Raw genomic sequence first — 18,971 nt, 5'->3', positions numbered from 1 at the left:
TTAAAGGTTGAAACCCGATGCGCGTATTACTGGCTCCGATGGAAGGTGTGCTTGATCCTCTGGTTCGTGAACTTCTCACTGAAGTGAACGACTACGATTTGTGCATCACTGAGTTTTTGCGCGTGGTCGATCAGCTCCTGCCCGCGAAATCCTTTTATCGCCTGTGCCCGGAATTACATCACGCCAGCCGCACGCCGTCCGGCACTCTGGTGCGCGTGCAGTTGCTCGGTCAGTATCCGCAGTGGCTGGCTGAAAATGCCGCCCGCGCCGTGGAACTGGGATCTTACGGTGTCGATCTCAATTGCGGTTGTCCGTCAAAGCTGGTGAACGGCAGTGGCGGCGGGGCGACACTGCTTAAAGATCCGGAACTGATTTATCAGGGCGCGAAGGCCATGCGCGCCGCCGTTCCCGCGCACTTGCCGGTGACGGTCAAAGTGCGTCTCGGCTGGGATTCCCTTGCGCGCAGTATTGAAATTGCCGATGCGGTACAACAGGCCGGTGCCACCGAACTGACGGTTCACGGACGTACCAAAGAAGACGGTTATAAACCCGAGCGCATTAACTGGCAGGCGATTGCTGAAATCCGCCAGCGGCTGACCATTCCGGTGATCGCCAACGGCGAAATCTGGGATTACGCCAGCGGACAAGCCTGTATGCAAACCACCGGTTGCGACGCAGTGATGCTCGGACGCGGTGCGCTGAATATCCCGAATCTCAGCCGCGTGGTGAAATATAACGAACCGCGTATGCCGTGGCCGGACGTGATGACGTTATTACAGAAATACACCCGTCTGGAAAAGCAGGGCGATACCGGTTTGTATCACGTGGCGCGTATTAAACAGTGGCTGAGCTATTTGCGTAAAGAGTATGAAGAGGCGACTGAGTTATTTACTGAAGTGCGTGTGCTGAAGACGTCGAAGGAAATTGCCGGACGCATCAACCGGTGATGCCATGATGTCTTTCCACGGGCAGAGAGATGACAGAATTTGGAGGGACGCTTTTAAGCGTCCCTTTTTCATTTCAGGCTAATCTTACGCAAGTGTTCACTTACTCGCCATTCCACGGACTGCGGGTGGTGATGACAGACTTTGTGACAAATAGAAGTGAAAATTGCGGGTGCTAAGACTATTCGCCTCACTTATAATTCAGCCCGCTGTTTCGACATAACTTTATGACAACTTTCTAAATACAGAGCAATGCATGTGAAAATCCGTCTTCTGGTTCTGAGCTTATTAGCCTTAAATACAGGCATGTTGTCTGCACCTGCTGCGATCGCTGCAAAGCACGAGCAGGCCGTCGCCCCGATTGTTCAAATTGCTTCCGGCAGCGCCATGGTGGTGGATCTGAAAAGCCACGAAGTGATTTATTCCCGTAACCCGGATGAGGTGAGGCCGATTGCCTCCCTGACCAAACTGATGACCGCGATGGTGACGCTGGATGCGAATCTGCCGCTTGATGAAGTCATCAACGTCGATATCAGCAATACCCCTGAGATGCGCGGTGTGTTCTCCCGTGTGAAACTCAACAGTGAAATCACCCGCCGCCAGATGATCCAGCTCGCGCTGATGTCCTCGGAAAACCGTGCGGCAGCCAGCCTCGCCGCGCATTATCCGGGCGGTTATGCCGCATTCATCAACGCGATGAATGCGAAAGCCAAATCGCTGGGCATGACTCACACGCATTACGTTGAACCGACCGGTTTATCGCCACGCAACGTCTCCACCGCGCGCGATTTAACGCGGCTGCTGCTGGCTTCACAGCGTTATCCGCTGATCGGCCAGCTGAGCACCACCGCAGAGAAAACGGCCGTCTTCAGCCATCCGGCGTATGCGCTGCCATTCCGCAATACCAATCATCTGATCATGAATCCGTCCTGGAATATCCAGCTGACGAAAACCGGCTATACCGACGAAGCCGGTCATTGCCTGGCCATGCGCACCACCATTAATGGCAAACCGGTGACGCTGGTCGTCATGGATGCCTTCGGGAAATTCACGGCTTTCGCGGACGCCAACCGTCTGCGCACCTGGATGGAAACCGGCAAAACCGTGCCTGTCCCGCAGATTGCTAAGAACTACCGCAAACAGAAAGAGCAGCAGAAGACGCAGCCTTCCGTCGAAGAAGCCGACGACTAAAATACCCGTCATACTTCAAGCCGCAGATGCGTTGGCTGCGCTCAGGCGCCCGAATCACTGACTTGATGTCAGCTCATCGGGACTTCTTTACTTGCCGCCTTTCTGCGACTCGAATTATTTAGGCTATTAATGAAAATGAAAAAGTCCGGCCATGTGCCGGACTTTTTGTTTGCAGGGAATGAACGGATGATCAGAAAATCAGTTTAAATACCCCTGTGAGGGTCAGTAAGCCGACGATAAAGATGATGGCGATGATCCACAGAATAATTTTCATGTTATCTCCTTAACACACTCTTCAGTCGTCATCGGCGATCCGGCTAAGCCAATGATATTCCTTATCAGTATAGTCTCTGCCTGCCTTTTTGCTTGCTGACTGCCGTACTCAGGCCAGCGCCGCGCGTAAACCGCAGGCCGGACTGGTGAGCGGCGTGCCCGTTTGGGTCAGCTGCGCCGCACCGGTCATTGATGCCTGCGCCAGCACCACGCAGGCCGCTCCTTTCCTGTATTCCGCGTCGGCCGCCGCCGCGATGGTCTGCAAATACCCCGCCAGATCCCCCTGCTTAAACTTTTCCCATGCGCCGGGCACAAGCCGCATTTCAAGCTGTGCCAGCGGGTGGTTTTCCACCAGCATAAATAACTGACGTGTTGGCTCCAGCGTGGTTTCCACCGCACAGAGCGCCACCACCTGACCGGGTGTTTTCATGGCCTGTTCTGCCAGCGCCTGATCGACCCGTAAAACCGGCACAGCGGTACTTTCGCTGGCAAGCGTGGCCGCAGGCCCCAGTGTCGAGCAGGTGAGTAACACGCGGTCAGCATTTTCACTCAGGGCCAGCAAGACATCCGCCGTTTGCTGACGGATTTCATCGGTCAGGCCGCCTGCCTGTTCGGCAGCGGCCAGCAAGTCAGGGCGGGAAATGTGCAGAAACTGATGCTGACCCAGCCCGAGAGCCTGCGCGGTGGTTTCAAATACCGCAATATTGCTGTCCGCCGTATGTAAACACGTAATGCGCATGAATCTCTCCTGCAGAATGTTTGCCTCAAAATTGACGGTTTTTTAACCGCCGGGAGGGCGTTTTCGCCTGTAAAAATGTGTTAGTTAGTGTACTCACTCAATTCAAAATAAATAACCTGTTGATTTAAAATAACTAAAGTATGAACCACTTGGTTCAAAATATCTTACTTTCACCTAACATCTTCGTATAATCTCCGTCACAAAATGAAAGCCCATTGCTGTTGTGGGTACATTCCTTTCAGGGCGCGTGAGCAGGAGAAAATACGTGAAACGCAGACATTTTCTGACCTCGATGGCGGTGTTGTTATTCAGCACCGCGCTGAAGGTTAAAGCCAAAATTTTCTCGGGCGGTATGCCGTGGATTATCCATTCGGTTCGTCCGCCGGAGCCAGTGGTAGCGGGCGAGTGGACATTTTTCACTCCCGAAGAAGTCAGTCTGGTCGAAACACTGGCCGACCGCATTATTCCGCCAGACGAACTGAGCATCGGCGGTAAAGAAGCAGGCTGCGCGGTGTTTCTGGATCGCCAGCTGAGCGGCGATTACGGCAAGGCCGTGACCACTTACCGCCTCGGGCCGGTGATTCAGGATGGCTTACCGCAGGCAGGGCCGCAATACAAAGATACGCCCGCCGAACGTTACAGGCTGGGGCTGGCCGCGCTGAATACGGTGGCGAAAGCCCGCAATGGCGGGAAAAACTTCACTGAACTCACCGGCGAACAGCAGGACGATTTACTGCGCCGCGTGGAATCCGGCGAAATCCCGCTGGCAGGTGTCAACGGCCCGCTTTTCTTCAACATGCTGGTGCAGAACATGCGCGAAGGGTTCTTCTCCGATCCGCTCTACGGCGGCAACAAAGATATGGCGAGCTGGAAAATGCTCGGGTTCCCCGGCGCGCGTTATGACTTCCGTGATGTCATCGACCGCCGTGGGGAAGACTTACATATCGAACCCGTCAGCATGCTGACCCGATACGAAAAATCATAAAACCGCCCACGAACGGTCATTGATTGAATTGATTTTTGCAGGAGTACATGTCGTATGAGTAATCAACGTGAGAAGGTCGATGCGGTCATCGTCGGCCTCGGATGGGCCGGTTCGCTGATGGCGAATGAACTGACGCTGGCCGGACTGAATGTGGTGGCGATTGAGCGCGGTTCATGGCGCGATACCAGTAATGATTTCCCGACCACCATCGATACCGACGAACTGCGTTTCGTCAGCCGCCGCGCCATCATGCAGCCGACGGCGGTGGAAACCCTGACATTCCGTAACAACCCGATCCAGCAGGCGTTGCCGCTGCGTGAATTTAACACCTATCAGTTTGGCATGAATGTCGGCGGGGCGGGCACCCACTGGAATGGCATGACCTGGCGCTTCCTGCCGTACGATTTTCAGAGTTACAGCCAGACGGTTGAGCGTTACGGTAAGAATAAATTCCTCGACGGTATGCAGGTTCAGGACTGGGGCGTTACCTTTGCTGACGTCGAACCTTTCTACGATAAATTCGAACGCTACGCCGGGACTTCCGGGAAAGCGGGCAACATCAAAGGCGAAAAAATCGAAGGCGGAAACGTCTTCGAAGGGCCGCGCAGCCGCGATTATCCATTGCCACCACTCAAGCGCACCCAGTTGTCGATGATTTTCGATAAAGCCACCCGCGAAATGGGCTATCACCCGTTTGCCGTACCCGCTGGCAACACGTCAGACGCCTATACCAATCCGCTCGGCATCAATATGGCGCCTTGCACTTACTGCGGATATTGCGAATTCTTTGGCTGCGGCAACTGGTCAAAAAGCAGTCCGAATGCCTGTATCCTGCCTGCGGTAATGCAGCGCCCGAATTTCACGGTGATCACCGAATCGGAAGTCTTGCGTGTGAATAAAGCCGCCGACGGCAAAACCGCCACCGGCGTGACTTTTATCGGCAGCGACGGTGTGGTGTGGGAGCAACCGGCAGATATCGTGGTGATTTCTGCCTACCAGATGGATAACGTGCGTCTGATGCTGCTTTCCGGAATCGGCAAACCGTACGATCATAAAACCGGCGAAGGTGTGGTGGGCCGTAACTATGCTTATCAGACCGTGTCCGGTGCAGGCTTCTTCTTTGAAGATGAAATGATGAATCCGTTTATCGGCGCCGGTGCGCTGTCGCAGGCCATTGACGATTTCAACGGCGACAACTTCGATCATACCGATCACGATTTCATCGGCGGCGGTGTGGCGCTGGTGCACTCCACCAATGGCCGTCCGATTGGCTATTCCAATAACGTTCCGCCGGGTACGCCGCGCTGGGGCGCAGACTGGAAAAAAGCGGTCAAACACAGCTATCAGAACTACAACAACATCTACTGCATGGGTAACAGCTACCCGCACCGCGATGTGTTCCTCGATCTCGATCCTGAATATAAAGACCGCCACGGCCAGCCGCTGCTGCGTGTCACGTTCGACTGGATCGAAAACGATAAACGGTCAGCGAAATTTATGGCCGACCGCTCGGTTGAAATCGCGCACGCTATGGGGGCAAAAACCGTTGTGCGGCAGGAACCGACCACCAAACCGTTCTCACCGATGGATAACCTTTCCTCGCACACCACCGGCGGCGCCTGTATGGGTGACGATCCGAAAACCAGTGCGGTAAACCGTTATCTGCAAAGCTGGGATGTCCATAACGTCTTTGTGTGCGGAGCTTCTGCTTTTGCCAACAACGGCGGATATAACCCGACCGGGACCGTGGGTGCGCTGACCTTATGGGCAGCCGAAGCCATCAGAACCCAATATCTTAAAGCGCCTGGTCCGCTGGTGAGGGCCTGAGCATGAGCGTGAAAAAGACATTAGCAATTATCGCGGGCGTAGTGGTCATTGGCGGCCTGGGCTTTGTTGGTTTTAAAACCTGGCACAACGCCAGCCAGTCGGGCGAGTTTCAGGCACCGCCTTCAGCAGCGATGACCGGCAAAACCGCCATCGAGCGCGGCAAATATCTGGCGCTGGCGGGAGACTGCGTAGCCTGTCACACGGCGCCGGGCGGCGGTAAACCTTTTGCCGGTGGCTACGGGCTGAACACACCGTTCGGCACGATCTACGCCACTAACATTACGCCGGATAAACAAACCGGTATCGGTGGCTGGACCGATCAGCAGTTCATTAATGCGGTGCGTAACGGCAAAGGGATCAACGGCGAGAATCTGTATCCGGCGATGCCTTATAACGTCTACGCCAAGGTCAGCGATCAGGATCTGAAAGACATTAAAGCCTACCTGAATACCGTGCCTGCCGTGCATTACGACGGCCCGAAAACTGACCTGCCGTTCCCGTATAACATCCGTCTGATGATGTTTGGCTGGAATTTGTTGTTCCTGGATACGGCACCGTTTAAAGCGGATCCGTCGCAGTCAGCTGAATGGAACCGCGGGGCTTATCTGGTGGAAGGTCTGGGGCACTGTACCTCCTGCCATACGGCGAAAAACCCGCTGGGCGGCGATAACTTTGGCGTGCATTTGCAGGGTGGAGAGTTGCAGGGCTGGTACGCTCCGGAAATCACCGGGAACCGCCGTCAGGGCATCGGCGACTGGCGTAATGACGAGGTAGTTCAGTACCTGAAAACCGGAGCGAATTCACGTACCGTGGCCGCAGGTCCGATGGCGGAAGCCGTCACCAACTCGCTGCAACACCTGTCAGATGCTGACCTGCACGCCATTGCGGTGTACCTGAAAAGTTTGCCGGGCAGTAAAGACGGTTCCGCGCCTTTAGCGGCTACGTCCGCCATGGCGAACGGCAAGGCACTGTATGCCGATAACTGCGCGGCCTGTCATCAGAATTCAGGGGAAGGGGTGCGCAACATGGTGCCTGCGCTGAAAGGTAATAACGGTGTTCAGGCTACTCAGCCGACCAACATTCTGCATGTGCTGATGAACGGTGCGCAGGGGGCGGCAACGGCCAGCAATCCGACCAGCGCCGATATGCCGGAATTTGGCTGGAAGCTGACCGATCAGCAGATGGCCGATGTGAGTACCTACATCCGTAACGCCTGGGGAAATCAGGCACCGGCTGTCAGCAAACAGGAAGTCGCGAAAGCACGTCAAGGACAGGGGGGGGCAGCTGCGTTGCACAATCCCTGACACTACCGTCAGACACTAAAGTTAAACCGTTAAAGAGCCTCGTAAGAGGCTCTTTTCATTGGTATTTATTCATCCAAACAATGCAACGATGGCATGTATAGATACATAAATGATCGCGTGTTTATCGAGAAGGAAATTGATTTGAGGTGGTTATTTATCCAGTGCAGAATGCCTGCGAATTAAGGATTTCTAAACAGGGAAAGCTCACGTGAGGGACAACAACCATGTTTCAGCTCCGCACACTGGATATCTCACCCGTCAATCCGATGCTCTATTTTCCGGGCGCGTCAGTCTGGCCGGAAGAATACAAAGGAAAATCGCAAATGGAAAAACACATGCAAAATCAGATCAACAATATTGAAAAACAGGGGATCAAAAACGGCGAGGAAATTGCCGGGCTGAATCTGCGGGTCGGGAAGGTGGAGCAGCAGATCACTCACCTGACAGAAGTGGCCACGGAGACCAATCTCCGTGTCGGCAAACTGGAACATCAGATGGTAACACTCACTGATGCGGTGACCGATATCGGAGTGCGGGTCAGCAAAACCGAACAGAACATCTCCCGCATTGACGGGCATCTGCTCAGGATTGACGATCGACTGACGCATATTGATAAACGGTTCGAACAAATCGATAAACGGTTTGAACAAGTGGATGCACGCTTTGTGAAGATTGAAGCCTCACTAAGCGCCATGCAGGCGATGTTTTATAACCTCATGATCCAGCAGACCCGCTGGATTATCAGCATGATGCTGGTCTTGGTAGGCGTGACGTTTACGGCGGCCCGCTTTATCCACTAAGGGCGTCCTGTTGCGGGCTGTCGCTGATTTCGATGAGCGGCCCGCAACAGCAAAATAATCAAAAACGACTATAATATAAACAGGTCGCCACCTTCCTTGTGCCCTGATCTGACGGGCATCCCCGAAGGTTTATCACTGCACGCCGCTGGCGGCTTTCGGCGTACAAGGGGGTGTATCATGGCAAATCATGTTTGGGGACTGATATCCCATCCGGATTCCGAACTGCTGCAAATCCAGCGTGAACGGGAAACCGTTTCACATATGTATTCCCACCATGTTCTTTTAATGGCGCTTATTCCGGTTGTCTGTTCCTTTATCGGTACGACACAACTTGGCTGGAATTTCGGTGACGACGAGAAGCTAATGGTTTCCATGTTCACCGCATCCTATATCGCTGTTATTTTCTATGTTCTGATGCTCGCCGCCGTGGCACTGATGGGGCGGATTATCTACTCGATGGCACGTCGTTATGACAGCCGTCCGACACTCAACAGCTGTATTGTGTTTGCCGGTTATGTTGCCACACCGATGTTCCTCAGCGGGATCGTTGCGCTTTATCCGATGGTCTGGTTATGCCTGTTCGTCGGGCTGATCGGTCTGTGTTACAGCGGATATCTGTTGTATCTCGGCATTCCGAATTTCCTCAATATCGACCGTCGCGAAGGGTTCCTGTTTTCCAGTTCCACACTGGCAATGGGCGTTCTGGTCTTAGAGCTACTTCTGGCTCTGACGGTGATCATGTGGGGTTACGGAACACAGTTATTTTAATGACTTGTGAGATGAGGTTGTTTCGCTCCCTCCCCTGCGAAGGGGAGGGTTGGGGTGGGGTATTAAACCCCTTCGCAGTGGACGAGATGAGCTATTTCAATCCTGCCAGTTTTTCAACTTACTGGTTTTCCCGATCCCCGGATTGAAGCTGTTGGTCGGGTCAGCCTGCCGGTAGAATTCTTTCAGATGCGGTTTTGCCAGATACAAATGCCCGACGTTATGCTCGGCCGGGTATTCCGCCCCTTTGGCATCGAGAAGTTCTAACATCCGGTGTTTAAGTGCCTTGCTGTTTGCCCCTTTTTTGACAATGTAATCCTGATGGAAAACGTGGCACATGAAATGGCCGTAATACAGTTTTGCCACCAGCTGATTGTCGATATCTTCCGGTAAAGTTTCAAACCAGTCCCGGTCATTGCGACGCAATGCGATGTCCAGCGCCAGAATATCTTCCACTTCTTTCTCATGTACCGCGTGATACCGCACGGCGGCACCTGCTGCGGCGAAACGGTGCAGGAAGGCTTTCTTACCTTCGTCGGCGGAACAGATAAAGAAATCGCCCTGACCGTCGCTGAAAAATCGCGTCAAAAAGGTGCGGGCCTCATCAATGCCGGGGCCGGACATTTTCAGCAGTAAATGGTGTTCGAATTTGTCACGATACTGTTTCATCCGTGGCGGAAGATGATTAGGCAGCGCTTTGCTCAGACACTGCATCACACGGTCGCTGAAGTTTTTCGGCAGGAACGGGACTTTACTGGCGTGCGCATCGAACTTGCCTTTGGCGGTAAACATATCCGGCATTTTGTCGGTGCCAAGTTTGTCGATCATCAGGAACGTGTCTTTGCCGTAGACTTCGGTGATATCGAAAATATCGCGATGCATATATTCACCGGCCACCGGCAGGTTAGCGAAATCACGCAGGATCTGACGGCGCAATTCGGTCAGCACGGCGGTATCGTTGGTGCCGATATAGAAAACCTGCTGCTGGGTTTCTGCCGGAAAAGTATCCAGACGCACAGCGAAAACCGCCAGCTTGCCCGCGCAGCCCGAGGCTTCAAATAAGCGTCGTTCATCGGCATTAAAACGTGAAGGCGTATCAGCATCCACTTCACGAACGCGAGAGGCATAATCATGATCCGACGCCAGACGCTGGTCATGCTGGATATCGGTTTCCAGATAATCGCCTTTTTCCAGACGCGTCAGGATTTCTTCCGGCGTTTCACCAAGATTTATCCCCAGATGGTTAATCAGCCGTAGTTCGCCCTGCGCATCAATTTGTGCATACAGCGCCATTTCGGTATATGCCGGACCGCGCTTCACCAGCGAGCCGCCGGAGTTGTTGCAAATCCCGCCGACCACCGACGCGCCAATGCACGACGAGCCAATCACTGAGTGGGGTTCGCGGTTATAAGGCTTGAGGATTTTTTCCAGCTTATAGAGCGTGCTGCCGGGGAAACCGATCACCTGATGGCCGCCGTCGAGCAGTTGGATTTTGTCCAGCTTCAGCGTACTGAAAATGACAATGTCGCGATCATAGTCGTCACCGCTGGGCGTTGAGCCTTCCGTCAGGCCGGTATTGGCCGCCTGCATAATGACAATCTTGTCGGCGGCGATGCAGACTTTGAGCAACTGCCATTGCTGCAACAAGGTCTGCGGAAAGACCACGGCCAGCGCCTTGCCGCCACCGGAGCGGAATCCTTTACGGTAGCGTTCGGTGTTGCTGTCGCCGGTTAATACGTGACGGCTGCCGGCGATCTCTTTCAGCGTGGTGATGAGTGACTGATTATCCATTTCATCTTCCTTTTTTGATGTGATGCCTTCTGATCATAGACTTAAATGACAGGTATTAAGTTAAACGCCATTCGGGATATCCGTTAGGTAATTTCACTTAATCTGTTGCATTTTTGTCATGCGCTGTCCATTAAATCGTCATTGATGTGTCATAAAACTCGCGCTTAATGAACGCCAGATAATGAAAGCAACCGAGAGACAGCATCATGGCGCAAGCTCAACTTAAGCTGGCACAGGCTGAATATCCTCAGACCGGGCCACAACATCTGAACAAAGTGCTGGACGTGAAAGGCCTGGTGAAATCCTATAAATCGGGTCAGCGGGTTCTGGATGACATCAACTTCGACCTCCACGCTGGCGAGTTCGTGGCGGTGATTGGTCGTTCCGGTGCCGGTAAATCGACGCTGCTGCATGTGCTTAATGGCACCATTCCGTTAACGGATGGCAGCGTGGTGTGTCATTACGAAAACGGTGAACAGCAGCAACTGGCTGGCCTGACGGGCAAAGCGCTGCGTCGCTGGCGTTCCGGTTGTGGCATGATTTTTCAGGATTTTTGTCTGGTGCCGCGTCTGGATGTGCTGACTAATGTGCTGCTCGGCCGCCTCAGCCATACTTCCACGTTCAAATCTTTCTTTAACCAGTTCGACGATGAAGACCGCGCCCGTGCCATCTCTCTGCTCGAATGGTTACATATGTTGCCGCATGCCTTGCAGCGTGCTGAAAACCTGTCCGGCGGACAGATGCAACGCGTGGCGATTTGTCGCGCACTGATGCAAAACCCGAAAATTTTGCTGGCTGATGAGCCGGTTGCGTCGCTGGATCCGAAAAATACCCTGCGCATCATGAATGCACTGAAAAAAGTCAGTGAAGAGAATATCGCCGTGATGGTCAACCTGCACTCGGTGGAACTGGTAAAAGATTACTGCACGAGGGTGATCGGCATTGCCAAAGGGCAGATTATTTTTGACGGTCATCCGGAGCAGTTAACCGAGGGCATTTTGCATCAGTTATATGGCGAAGAACACGAAGCAATAAACAGTTAAACAATAACGTTAATTATTTTTGCAGTGCTTATTTCTACTTTCTCTCAATCTACACAAGGTCATCATTACATGAAGAAGTTATTACGTCTGGCAGTTTTCGTAGCAGGTTCTTTTACCGCGATGCACAGCATGGCAGAAGATGCCCCTAAAGAATTAAATTTAGGTATTCTGGGCGGACAGAATGCCACTCAGCAAATCGGTGATAATCAGTGTGTAAAAGATTTCTTCGATAAAGAATTAAATGTCGATACTAAACTGCGTAATTCATCTGATTATTCAGGGGTTATTCAGGGTTTATTAGGCAAGAAAGTCGATATGGTATTGAGCATGTCACCGTCATCTTTCGCCTCAGTCTATATTAATAATCCGAAAGCCGTGGATCTGGTGGGTATTGTGATTGACGATACCGACAAATCCCGTGGCTATCATTCGGTGGTAGTGGTAAAAGCCGACAGCCCGTACCAGAAATTGTCAGACCTGAAAGGGAAGTCATTCGGTTTCGCCGACCCGGATTCCACCTCCGGCTACCTGATCCCGAACCAGACCTTCAAAAAAGAGTTTGGCGGTACCACGGATAACAAATACAACAACTTCTTCTCCAGCGTCACCTTCTCCGGCGGTCACGAGCAGGATATTTTGGGTGTGCTGAACGGCCAGTTCGAAGGCGCAGTGACCTGGGCCTCGATGATCGGCGACCGCGAAACCGGTTATACCTCCGGCGCATTCAACCGTATGATCCGCATGGACCATCCGGATCTGATGAAGAAAATTCGTATCATCTGGGAATCTCCGTTAATCCCTAACGGCCCGATTTTAGTGCGCAGCGATTTGCCACCGGCATTTAAAGCCAAGCTGGTTTCGGCCATTAAGAAACTGGATAAAGATGACCACGCCTGCTTCGTAAAAGCCGTTGGCGGCAAACAACATATCGGCGAAACATCACTGGCTGAATATCAGCAGATTATTGATATGAAGCGTGAGCTGACCAAAGGCAGTCGCTAACCCGTAGCTCCCTCCCCTGCGAAGGGGAGGGTTGGGGTGGGGTATTAATGGCAACTCAGAAAGCGAAAGCGTTTACCGTTATTGTTGTTTTTAATACCCCCTCCTGGCCTCCCCCTTCGCAGGGGGAGGAATAATGATTATCTCTTGCAAATCGGAAATATTATTTTGAACAAAGACTTCAATCGTTATTACCAGCAGATACGCGGTAAACAAAAGCGGGAGGCGCTGATCTGGTCAGGGCTGATGCTGTTGTTATATCTGTGGTCAGGCAATGTTTCCGAGCTTAATTTAAAAACGATTTTTGTTTCCGCACCGAGTTTTTTTGATTATATTGGCCAGACGGTGCCGGTATTACACTGGTCATTGTTATTTTCTGACGGTCATACAGAAGGTTCACTGGCGTATTGGGGATATCGTCTTAATATTCAGTTGCCACTGATCTGGGAAACTATTCAGCTGGCGTTATCCTCGACGATATTATCGACCGCGCTGGCGGTTATTCTGGCGTTTCTCGCCGCGGGTAATACGGATTCGCCAAAATGGGTGAAATTCAGTATCCGCACTTTTGTGGCTTTCCTGCGTACCATGCCGGAACTGGCCTGGGCGGTGATGTGTGTGATGGCTTTTGGCGTCGGCGCTATCCCCGGCTTTATCGCACTGACCTTACACACTGTCGGCAGCCTGACAAAACTGTTCTATGAATCCATCGAAACCGCATCGGATAAACCGGTGCGCGGTCTGCGGGCCTGCGGCGCCGGGCGTCTGCAACGTATGCGCTTCGCCATGTGGCCTCAGGTCAAACCGATCTTCTTGTCCTACAGCTTTATGCGTCTGGAAATCAACTTCCGCCAGTCAACCATTCTCGGACTGGTCGGCGCGGGCGGTATCGGGCAGGAGCTGATGACCTCGATCAAACTGGATCGCTATGACCAGGTCAGCATGACCTTACTGCTGATTATTCTGGTGGTCTCGGCGATGGATTATCTTTCCGGCAAATTGCGTAAACGCGTCGTGGAGGGCGCTTTCTGATGTTAACTGATGCGCTCGAACCTCATGTGGTCAGCGGCCTGAAGCAGCAGCACGGGCATTTGTTTGCCGCGCAACGCCGCTATCTGCGCTATCTCGCGATACTGGCTGTGGCGATTACGCTGTATTACGTCTATTTCTTCAGTTATTTCGGCATTCCGTGGAGTGAAGTGGTACGCGGTACCCGGGAAGTCGGCCGTTATTTCCTGCGGATGTTTGTCTGGCACAACGTTTCCGAATGGCCGTTCACGTATTACTTCTCGCAAATTGCCATCACGCTGGCAATTGTGTTCGCCGGTACCATCACCGCGTCTTTTCTCGCGTTACCGCTTTCTTTTCTGGCGGCGCGAAATGTGATGTCGACGCCAGTGCTCAGGCCGGTCTCAATGGTTATCCGCCGCCTTCTTGACGTGCTGCGCGGGCTGGATATGGCAATCTGGGGGCTGATTTTCGTGCGTGCTGTCGGCATGGGACCGCTGGCCGGTGTGCTGGCGATTGTCATGCAGGATCTGGGGCTGCTCGGCAAACTTTATGCTGAAGGGCATGAAGCGGTGGAACGCTCACCAAGCCGCGGTTTGCGGGCGCTCGGCGCTTCCCCGTTACAGACGCACCGTTTCGGGATTTTCACTCAATCCTTCCCGACATTTCTGGCACTTTCGTTGTATCAGATTGAATCCAATACCCGTTCCGCCGCCGTGCTTGGCTTTGTTGGCGCGGGGGGCATCGGTCTGGTGTACGCGGAAAACATGCGTCTGTGGAACTGGGATGTGGTGATGTTTATCACGCTGATTCTGGTGGCTATCGTGATGACCATGGATAAAATCTCATCGATGCTGCGCGCCAAATATATTCTGGGTGAAGAGATTGATTTGTTCGTGCCGGAAGAGCGGAAAATGAAGCCGCCGGTCGAACTGTACCGTCCGTAAATAAGATAAATAAAAAGGCGGCCTCCGCAGGGAAGCCGCCTTTTGTCATTTGATTTTCGAAGGATTACTCGTCGAAATACCAGTAACCCTGGTTCACTAAATCCGTTAACACGGCGACAAATTCAGGATCCTGCAACGCGGCACCCAGCTCTTTCTTGCTGATGCTTATGTAACGGCAAAGTGCATCGGCGGCGGCATGTTGGGTGGTTTCCAGTGCTTCGCTGTTCACGAAGAAACGGTCACCGACGTTCAGCACACGCAGACCGCTCAGACGGATCAGGGTATCGCCCTGCATCAGGGCATCGACAATTTCATGTGCTTCATAGGCCGGTTCAACGGGCGCGATATCCAGTTCATGGCGCGGCGTGGTGGCGAAACGACCGAACCACTGTTTGAAATCTTCCGGCTGGCTGATCATCTCAACCATCATCTGGCGCACACGTTCCAGTTCATACTCTTCCACTTTGCCGACGTGGTCGCGAAGGGTTAAATCCGGGTCGCTGTAATGATTGCCGCCCAGATCGTTTTCCAGCGCATAGTCCGCAAAACTGCTGATGAAATCACGGCTGTTAGGGCCACGGAAACCGACGGAATAGTTGAGGGCGGTTTCATGGGTAAAGCCGTCATGCGGGAAGCCCGGTGGAATATACAGAATGTCACCCGGCTCAAGATCTTCATCAATGATTGGCGTGAAGGGATCGACATGCAGTAAAGCCGGATGCGGACAGAACTGACGCATCGGCAAGGCATCGCCCACACGCCAGCGGCGGCTGCCCATCCCCTGAATGATAAACACGTCGTACTGATCAATATGCGGGCCGACACCGCCGCCCGGCACGGAATAGGAAATCATCAGGTCATCTAAACGCCAGTCCGGCAATACGCGGAAAGGTTTCACCAGTTCAGCGGCGGGCAGATGCCAGTGATTCACGGCCTGCGCCAGTAATGACCAGCCGGTTTCACCCAGCCCGTCAAAATGTTCAAAAGGCCCGTTGCTCGCCTGCCATTCCCCGTTTTTGTGGCTCACCAGGCGGCTGTCCACTTCAGGTTCCATCGCAAGGCCCGCTAATTCATCAGGCGAAATAGGATCGACAAAATTGGAAAATGCTTTTTTGATAACAACAGGTTGTTTTTGCCAGTATTTCTCTAAAAATTCCGGCCAGTCCAGATTGAGTTCATACGCCATGTGATTTACCAGTGGGAAGACAAACGGGTCTGATTATAGAGAGGGGAACGGGTACGGCGCTTTGTTGTGCATCAAGGCTTGGTAAATGAGAAAGGAGTGACAGAGCTAAATCAATAACTCCTCCCCTGCGAAGGGGAGGTGCAACACTGATCACTCTTCCCGGAATTTAATCGCCACGCCTGAGGCATCCGCTGCGCGCACGGTGATCTGCGAGGCGTTATCTTCAAATGCGATTTCACCCACCCGCAGGCTATTGCGCACCGCATCCAGCGATCGTGTGGCAAATTCCAGACCGATCATCCGGGCGCTGCCGTTTTCGCCTTCAGGCACAATGCCGAACTCCGGGGCGGCCTGTGCCGGTGTGATAAAACGAATGGTGGCGCGGCCTGCGCGCAGGGTCACTTCCTGTGATTGCGTCTGCAAGACATGCGCGCCAAACAATTCGCCGTACACTTTTGCGGCCTCCTGCGGATGTGCCGCAGAAATCACAAATCCGGTGATATCGGCCACGCCGTTCGGGTGGTTTTGCCATTCATTGCGCCATACCAGTTCCGGCGTCAGATGCTGGCAAAAGAAACTGCGGCCATTTGGCACGCGGCTGGCGGCCAGCGGTACGGTGCGAAAACGCGCATTCGGCGAGGTGCCATCGTTCAGTTCCACCGGGCGAAAGAACTCCGCCGGTGCGGAACCGGCAATGTTTTGCTGTTGCAGATGGTCATACACCGCTGACGCATCCTGCGTTTTCCACACCAGACCGGACAGACCCAGCGGTGCCTGCCACAGGTCGGTACGGGTGTGGGCGTTGCCCGGCTCATAGCCGAGCAGTTCGAGATAGTTTTCGCCGAAAATCGCCAGATGGTTACTGGATCCCAGCGAGTGATGGCCGCGCGGCGTGAGATGAAATCCCAGACGGCGGAACTGCTGCCCGGCCAGATTCAGCTGTTCGGCGACGTTGATGACCGCATGATCGAGTTGCGGTCGGATGATGTCAGTCATTAAACGGTTCTCCCAGCGTTAACATCAGACGGTTTGCCCAGGCGAAGAACGCCGCAGACTGCGCCAGATCGACAATCTCCAGTTCGTCCAGACCCTGTTCGCGCAGTGCCGCAATGTGCTGCTCCGTCGCGACCGGAGGCGTGGCGGAAAGCGCGGCGGCGAAATCAATTTCGGCCTGCCAGCGGGGAGATTGTTCTTTGCTGAGAATGCCGCCCGGCGGGGTGTCGATCAGGCGCTGGACGTCTTGCGTCTGTTTGGAAAGCTGGCTGGCTTTGCGCGAATGCACCGAGGCGCAATAAATACAGCCGTTGATTTTGCTGGCGACCGTGGCGGCCAGTTCGCGCTCTTTGCGCGGCAGCCCGCCGGAAGTGTAGAAAATCCCTTTGTCGGTCAGCGTGCGTTGTTCGAGCACCGGCAGATTGCGGCCTAACAGGCGGAAGTAGTCGGAATCCGTATGGCCGAATTTCGCCAGAATCGCCTGCTGCGCATCATCAAACTCTTCAAGTTTTTTCGCCGGGATCCACGGTTCCCAGCCGAGTTCTTCCTGGGTAAACGCCTGCGGTGCGTCGCGTCCGCTGTGGGTATTGGGTTCAGTCCGCCAGAACGCTGCGCCGGCCGGTTTATTGCTGCCGTTTTCCACCGGTTTGCCGCCGATCAGCCGGTAGCTGCGCAGCACGCGGCTCTGGAAGCTGACGAACGCGATCAGTTGCGACAACGTGACAATCGCATCCGCCGACCAGCCGGCTTTTTTCAGTGCCTGCAAATGCGCGGGCGTGGCGCTGGCCGGTTTGAAACTCAGGCGTTCACCGTGCGTCAGCGCGGCATCGAGGCGGGCAGTTTCGTCGATATCCGGCAAATCCTGTAAACGCTCGGAATAGTGCTGAGTCAGCTGCGAATCGCCATGCCAGCGCGCGACGTTTTGCGCTAAACGCAGGCGTTCAGCCAGCGAAAAATCCACGCCATCCTGTTCAGTAAACAGCGCGTCGTAGCTGCCCTGCGCGTGACGGGTGGCGGCGTCTCGGGTGTCGCGTGCCTGTTTGAGGGCTGAGCCGGGGGCGATGTCAGCCAGTTTTTCCAGCAGGTCGGTCTGATAAGTCGTCATAGGGTTTCTCTTGATAATGAGGGATCGGCGGAAGAGGTGGAAACACGGCGCTGCGGCGTGCGGCGAACCCAGCCGAGCGCGGGCGCAACGTGACGGGCAATCAGTTCGATGGAACGTAAAATGTACGGATGCGGCGGGTCGATGGAATGCACCTGAAACGCCAGATCGGTGACGCGGGCCAGCGCGCTGTCGGCCTGCAAACTGGCCGTCACCTGCGCGGGCGTGCCGAGATGCACGTCGAAGGCGCGGATGTAATCGTCCAGCGTGTCGCCCTGCACAATCTGCCCGCTGGCGCGGTGATTGTCGGCCTGACGGCGTAAACCTTTTTGCGCCAGTTCCCGCGCTTCATCGCCGTTTTCGGTGACGAACGCGGTACGCGATCCCATGATGCGCGGCGCTACGCCTTCCGGCAGTGCATCCAGATAGGCATCAATGATCGGATTTTGCAGCTCGTCGAGACGTAAATCCGGTGCATCATGCGGACGCGGCTGGGTGCGCGAAAGCATCAGCCCGTCGCCGGATTTACCGGCACGCGCGCCGCCGTCCACCGAGAACGTCGCCTGCCACACGCGGTTCGCCAGTTGCGGTGCCGCCGGATATAAGCGGTTATCGGTGCCCGCCAGCGGTTCGCCGCGCCAGGCGGTGAGCAGGGTTTGCAGGTTGTTGCCAAACGCCGTGCCGCGCTCACTGCTTTCCAGCCCGAACGGCGGGAATGATGTCGGCGTGCCGCCCGAGCCTAAACCGATTTCAAGCCGTCCGCCGGAGAGTAAATCCAGCACGGCAGTGTCTTCGGCGACGCGCAACGCATTCTCCATCGGCAGGGTGATCACGCCGGTGCCGAGACGGATAAAGCGGGTATGCGCCGCCACCTGCGCGAGGAAAACCAGCGGCGCAGGCAGGCCGCCTTCGGCCTCGTGAAAATGGTGCTGCGCGACCCACGCGGAATCAAATCCCAATTGTTCGGCGTGAATGATCTGCTCGGTCGCCAGCCGGTAACGCTCCTGCGCGCTGGTGTTGTCCAGAAGACGGGTAAAAAATCCAAGACGTTTACTGCTCATAATGTCCCTCTTT

At 54.2% G+C, this 18,971-nt stretch carries 17 protein-coding genes; 11 read left to right on the top strand and 6 right to left on the bottom strand.

Annotated elements, in window-relative coordinates; translation table 11 throughout:
* The first annotated feature begins 17 nt into the window (after positions 1-17).
* On the top strand, positions 18-947 hold the full coding sequence (gene dusC / locus EDF78_RS04705) for a tRNA dihydrouridine(16) synthase DusC (protein ID WP_133822667.1): 930 nt from the start codon (positions 18-20) through the stop codon (positions 945-947).
* A gap of 249 nt (positions 948-1,196) precedes the next feature.
* Positions 1,197-2,135 carry a D-alanyl-D-alanine endopeptidase gene (gene pbpG, locus EDF78_RS04700; RefSeq protein ID WP_162928669.1) on the top strand — a complete coding sequence of 313 codons (939 nt, stop codon included), beginning with the start codon at positions 1,197-1,199 and terminating at the stop codon, positions 2,133-2,135.
* A gap of 382 nt (positions 2,136-2,517) precedes the next feature.
* Here the strand turns inward: pbpG and EDF78_RS04695 are convergent, their stop codons facing one another.
* Complete coding sequence (locus EDF78_RS04695; protein WP_095921268.1) at positions 2,518-3,147, bottom strand: aspartate/glutamate racemase family protein; 630 nt, start codon at positions 3,145-3,147, stop codon at positions 2,518-2,520.
* Positions 3,148-3,412: 265 nt separating this feature from the next.
* Between EDF78_RS04695 and EDF78_RS04690 the strand changes: the two genes are divergently transcribed.
* From EDF78_RS04690 to EDF78_RS04670, 5 genes are all read left to right on the top strand, one after another.
* The gene (locus EDF78_RS04690; RefSeq protein ID WP_133822666.1) at positions 3,413-4,132 is read left to right on the top strand and encodes a gluconate 2-dehydrogenase subunit 3 family protein; all 720 of its coding nucleotides are present in this window, start codon (positions 3,413-3,415) and stop codon (positions 4,130-4,132) included.
* Between the two features lie 54 nt (positions 4,133-4,186).
* Positions 4,187-5,959: a GMC family oxidoreductase gene (locus EDF78_RS04685; protein ID WP_133822665.1), complete on the top strand. Its 1,773-nt coding sequence runs from the start codon at positions 4,187-4,189 to the stop codon at positions 5,957-5,959.
* 2 nt (positions 5,960-5,961) lie between these two features.
* Positions 5,962-7,263, top strand: a complete 1,302-nt coding sequence (locus EDF78_RS04680) for a c-type cytochrome (protein ID WP_119826546.1) — start codon at positions 5,962-5,964, stop codon at positions 7,261-7,263.
* Between the two features lie 224 nt (positions 7,264-7,487).
* Positions 7,488-8,063, top strand: a complete 576-nt coding sequence (locus tag EDF78_RS04675; RefSeq protein ID WP_119826544.1) for a hypothetical protein — start codon at positions 7,488-7,490, stop codon at positions 8,061-8,063.
* 177 nt (positions 8,064-8,240) lie between these two features.
* Positions 8,241-8,831 (top strand): Yip1 family protein, encoded by a 591-nt coding sequence (locus EDF78_RS04670; protein WP_133822664.1) that lies wholly within the window; start codon positions 8,241-8,243, stop codon positions 8,829-8,831.
* 96 nt (positions 8,832-8,927) lie between these two features.
* Here the strand turns inward: EDF78_RS04670 and dld are convergent, their stop codons facing one another.
* Positions 8,928-10,619 (bottom strand): D-lactate dehydrogenase, encoded by a 1,692-nt coding sequence (gene dld / locus EDF78_RS04665; RefSeq protein WP_119826540.1) that lies wholly within the window; start codon positions 10,617-10,619, stop codon positions 8,928-8,930.
* A 206-nt stretch (positions 10,620-10,825) separates the two neighbouring features.
* On the opposite strand from dld, the gene phnC reads away from it, so the two are divergent.
* The 4 genes from phnC (at position 10,826) to phnE (EDF78_RS04645) (ending at position 14,616) form a co-directional block, all read left to right on the top strand.
* Positions 10,826-11,662, top strand: a complete 837-nt coding sequence (gene phnC / locus EDF78_RS04660) for a phosphonate ABC transporter ATP-binding protein (protein WP_095921275.1) — start codon at positions 10,826-10,828, stop codon at positions 11,660-11,662.
* 69 nt (positions 11,663-11,731) lie between these two features.
* The gene (phnD, locus tag EDF78_RS04655; RefSeq protein ID WP_095921276.1) at positions 11,732-12,664 is read left to right on the top strand and encodes a phosphonate ABC transporter substrate-binding protein; all 933 of its coding nucleotides are present in this window, start codon (positions 11,732-11,734) and stop codon (positions 12,662-12,664) included.
* A gap of 165 nt (positions 12,665-12,829) precedes the next feature.
* Positions 12,830-13,693, top strand: coding sequence for a phosphonate ABC transporter, permease protein PhnE (gene phnE / locus EDF78_RS04650; RefSeq protein ID WP_119827428.1), 864 nt, complete (start codon positions 12,830-12,832; stop codon positions 13,691-13,693).
* Positions 13,693-14,616, top strand: a complete 924-nt coding sequence (gene phnE, locus EDF78_RS04645; protein ID WP_119826537.1) for a phosphonate ABC transporter, permease protein PhnE — start codon at positions 13,693-13,695, stop codon at positions 14,614-14,616. Before phnE (EDF78_RS04650) ends, phnE (EDF78_RS04645) begins: the two co-directional genes overlap by 1 nt.
* A gap of 64 nt (positions 14,617-14,680) precedes the next feature.
* On the opposite strand, the gene EDF78_RS04640 is transcribed toward phnE (EDF78_RS04645), so the two are convergent.
* From EDF78_RS04640 to EDF78_RS04625, 4 genes are all read right to left on the bottom strand, one after another.
* Positions 14,681-15,802, bottom strand: coding sequence for a cupin domain-containing protein (locus tag EDF78_RS04640; RefSeq protein ID WP_095921278.1), 1,122 nt, complete (start codon positions 15,800-15,802; stop codon positions 14,681-14,683).
* A gap of 150 nt (positions 15,803-15,952) precedes the next feature.
* Positions 15,953-16,798 carry a VOC family protein gene (locus tag EDF78_RS04635; protein ID WP_133822663.1) on the bottom strand — a complete coding sequence of 282 codons (846 nt, stop codon included), beginning with the start codon at positions 16,796-16,798 and terminating at the stop codon, positions 15,953-15,955.
* Positions 16,791-17,900: an alkylhydroperoxidase domain protein gene (locus tag EDF78_RS04630; protein WP_133822662.1), complete on the bottom strand. Its 1,110-nt coding sequence runs from the start codon at positions 17,898-17,900 to the stop codon at positions 16,791-16,793. Before EDF78_RS04630 ends, EDF78_RS04635 begins: the two co-directional genes overlap by 8 nt.
* Entirely contained in the window at positions 17,897-18,958 is a 1,062-nt protein-coding gene (locus EDF78_RS04625) for a putative FMN-dependent luciferase-like monooxygenase (protein ID WP_133822661.1), read from the bottom strand. The genes EDF78_RS04630 and EDF78_RS04625 overlap by 4 nt, the downstream gene beginning before the upstream one ends.
* Positions 18,959-18,971 lie beyond the last annotated feature (13 nt).

The organism is Rahnella sp. BIGb0236 (assembly GCF_004364755.1).
Taxonomy (GTDB): domain Bacteria; phylum Pseudomonadota; class Gammaproteobacteria; order Enterobacterales; family Enterobacteriaceae; genus Rahnella; species Rahnella victoriana.
Note: the sequence above shows the minus strand (reverse complement) of the source record. Positions and strands in the feature narration are given on the sequence as shown.

Coding starts and splice junctions, on each gene's coding strand:
- phnC (WP_095921275.1), top strand. CDS start 10,826: ATGGCGCAAGCTCAACTTAAGCTGGCACAGGCTGAATATCCTCAGACC.
- EDF78_RS04625 (WP_133822661.1), bottom strand. CDS start 18,958: ATGAGCAGTAAACGTCTTGGATTTTTTACCCGTCTTCTGGACAACACC.
- EDF78_RS04680 (WP_119826546.1), top strand. CDS start 5,962: ATGAGCGTGAAAAAGACATTAGCAATTATCGCGGGCGTAGTGGTCATT.
- phnE (WP_119826537.1), top strand. CDS start 13,693: ATGTTAACTGATGCGCTCGAACCTCATGTGGTCAGCGGCCTGAAGCAG.
- EDF78_RS04675 (WP_119826544.1), top strand. CDS start 7,488: ATGTTTCAGCTCCGCACACTGGATATCTCACCCGTCAATCCGATGCTC.
- pbpG (WP_162928669.1), top strand. CDS start 1,197: ATGCATGTGAAAATCCGTCTTCTGGTTCTGAGCTTATTAGCCTTAAAT.
- dusC (WP_133822667.1), top strand. CDS start 18: ATGCGCGTATTACTGGCTCCGATGGAAGGTGTGCTTGATCCTCTGGTT.
- EDF78_RS04695 (WP_095921268.1), bottom strand. CDS start 3,147: ATGCGCATTACGTGTTTACATACGGCGGACAGCAATATTGCGGTATTT.
- EDF78_RS04640 (WP_095921278.1), bottom strand. CDS start 15,802: ATGGCGTATGAACTCAATCTGGACTGGCCGGAATTTTTAGAGAAATAC.
- EDF78_RS04685 (WP_133822665.1), top strand. CDS start 4,187: ATGAGTAATCAACGTGAGAAGGTCGATGCGGTCATCGTCGGCCTCGGA.
- EDF78_RS04630 (WP_133822662.1), bottom strand. CDS start 17,900: ATGACGACTTATCAGACCGACCTGCTGGAAAAACTGGCTGACATCGCC.
- EDF78_RS04635 (WP_133822663.1), bottom strand. CDS start 16,798: ATGACTGACATCATCCGACCGCAACTCGATCATGCGGTCATCAACGTC.
- dld (WP_119826540.1), bottom strand. CDS start 10,619: ATGGATAATCAGTCACTCATCACCACGCTGAAAGAGATCGCCGGCAGC.
- EDF78_RS04670 (WP_133822664.1), top strand. CDS start 8,241: ATGGCAAATCATGTTTGGGGACTGATATCCCATCCGGATTCCGAACTG.
- phnD (WP_095921276.1), top strand. CDS start 11,732: ATGAAGAAGTTATTACGTCTGGCAGTTTTCGTAGCAGGTTCTTTTACC.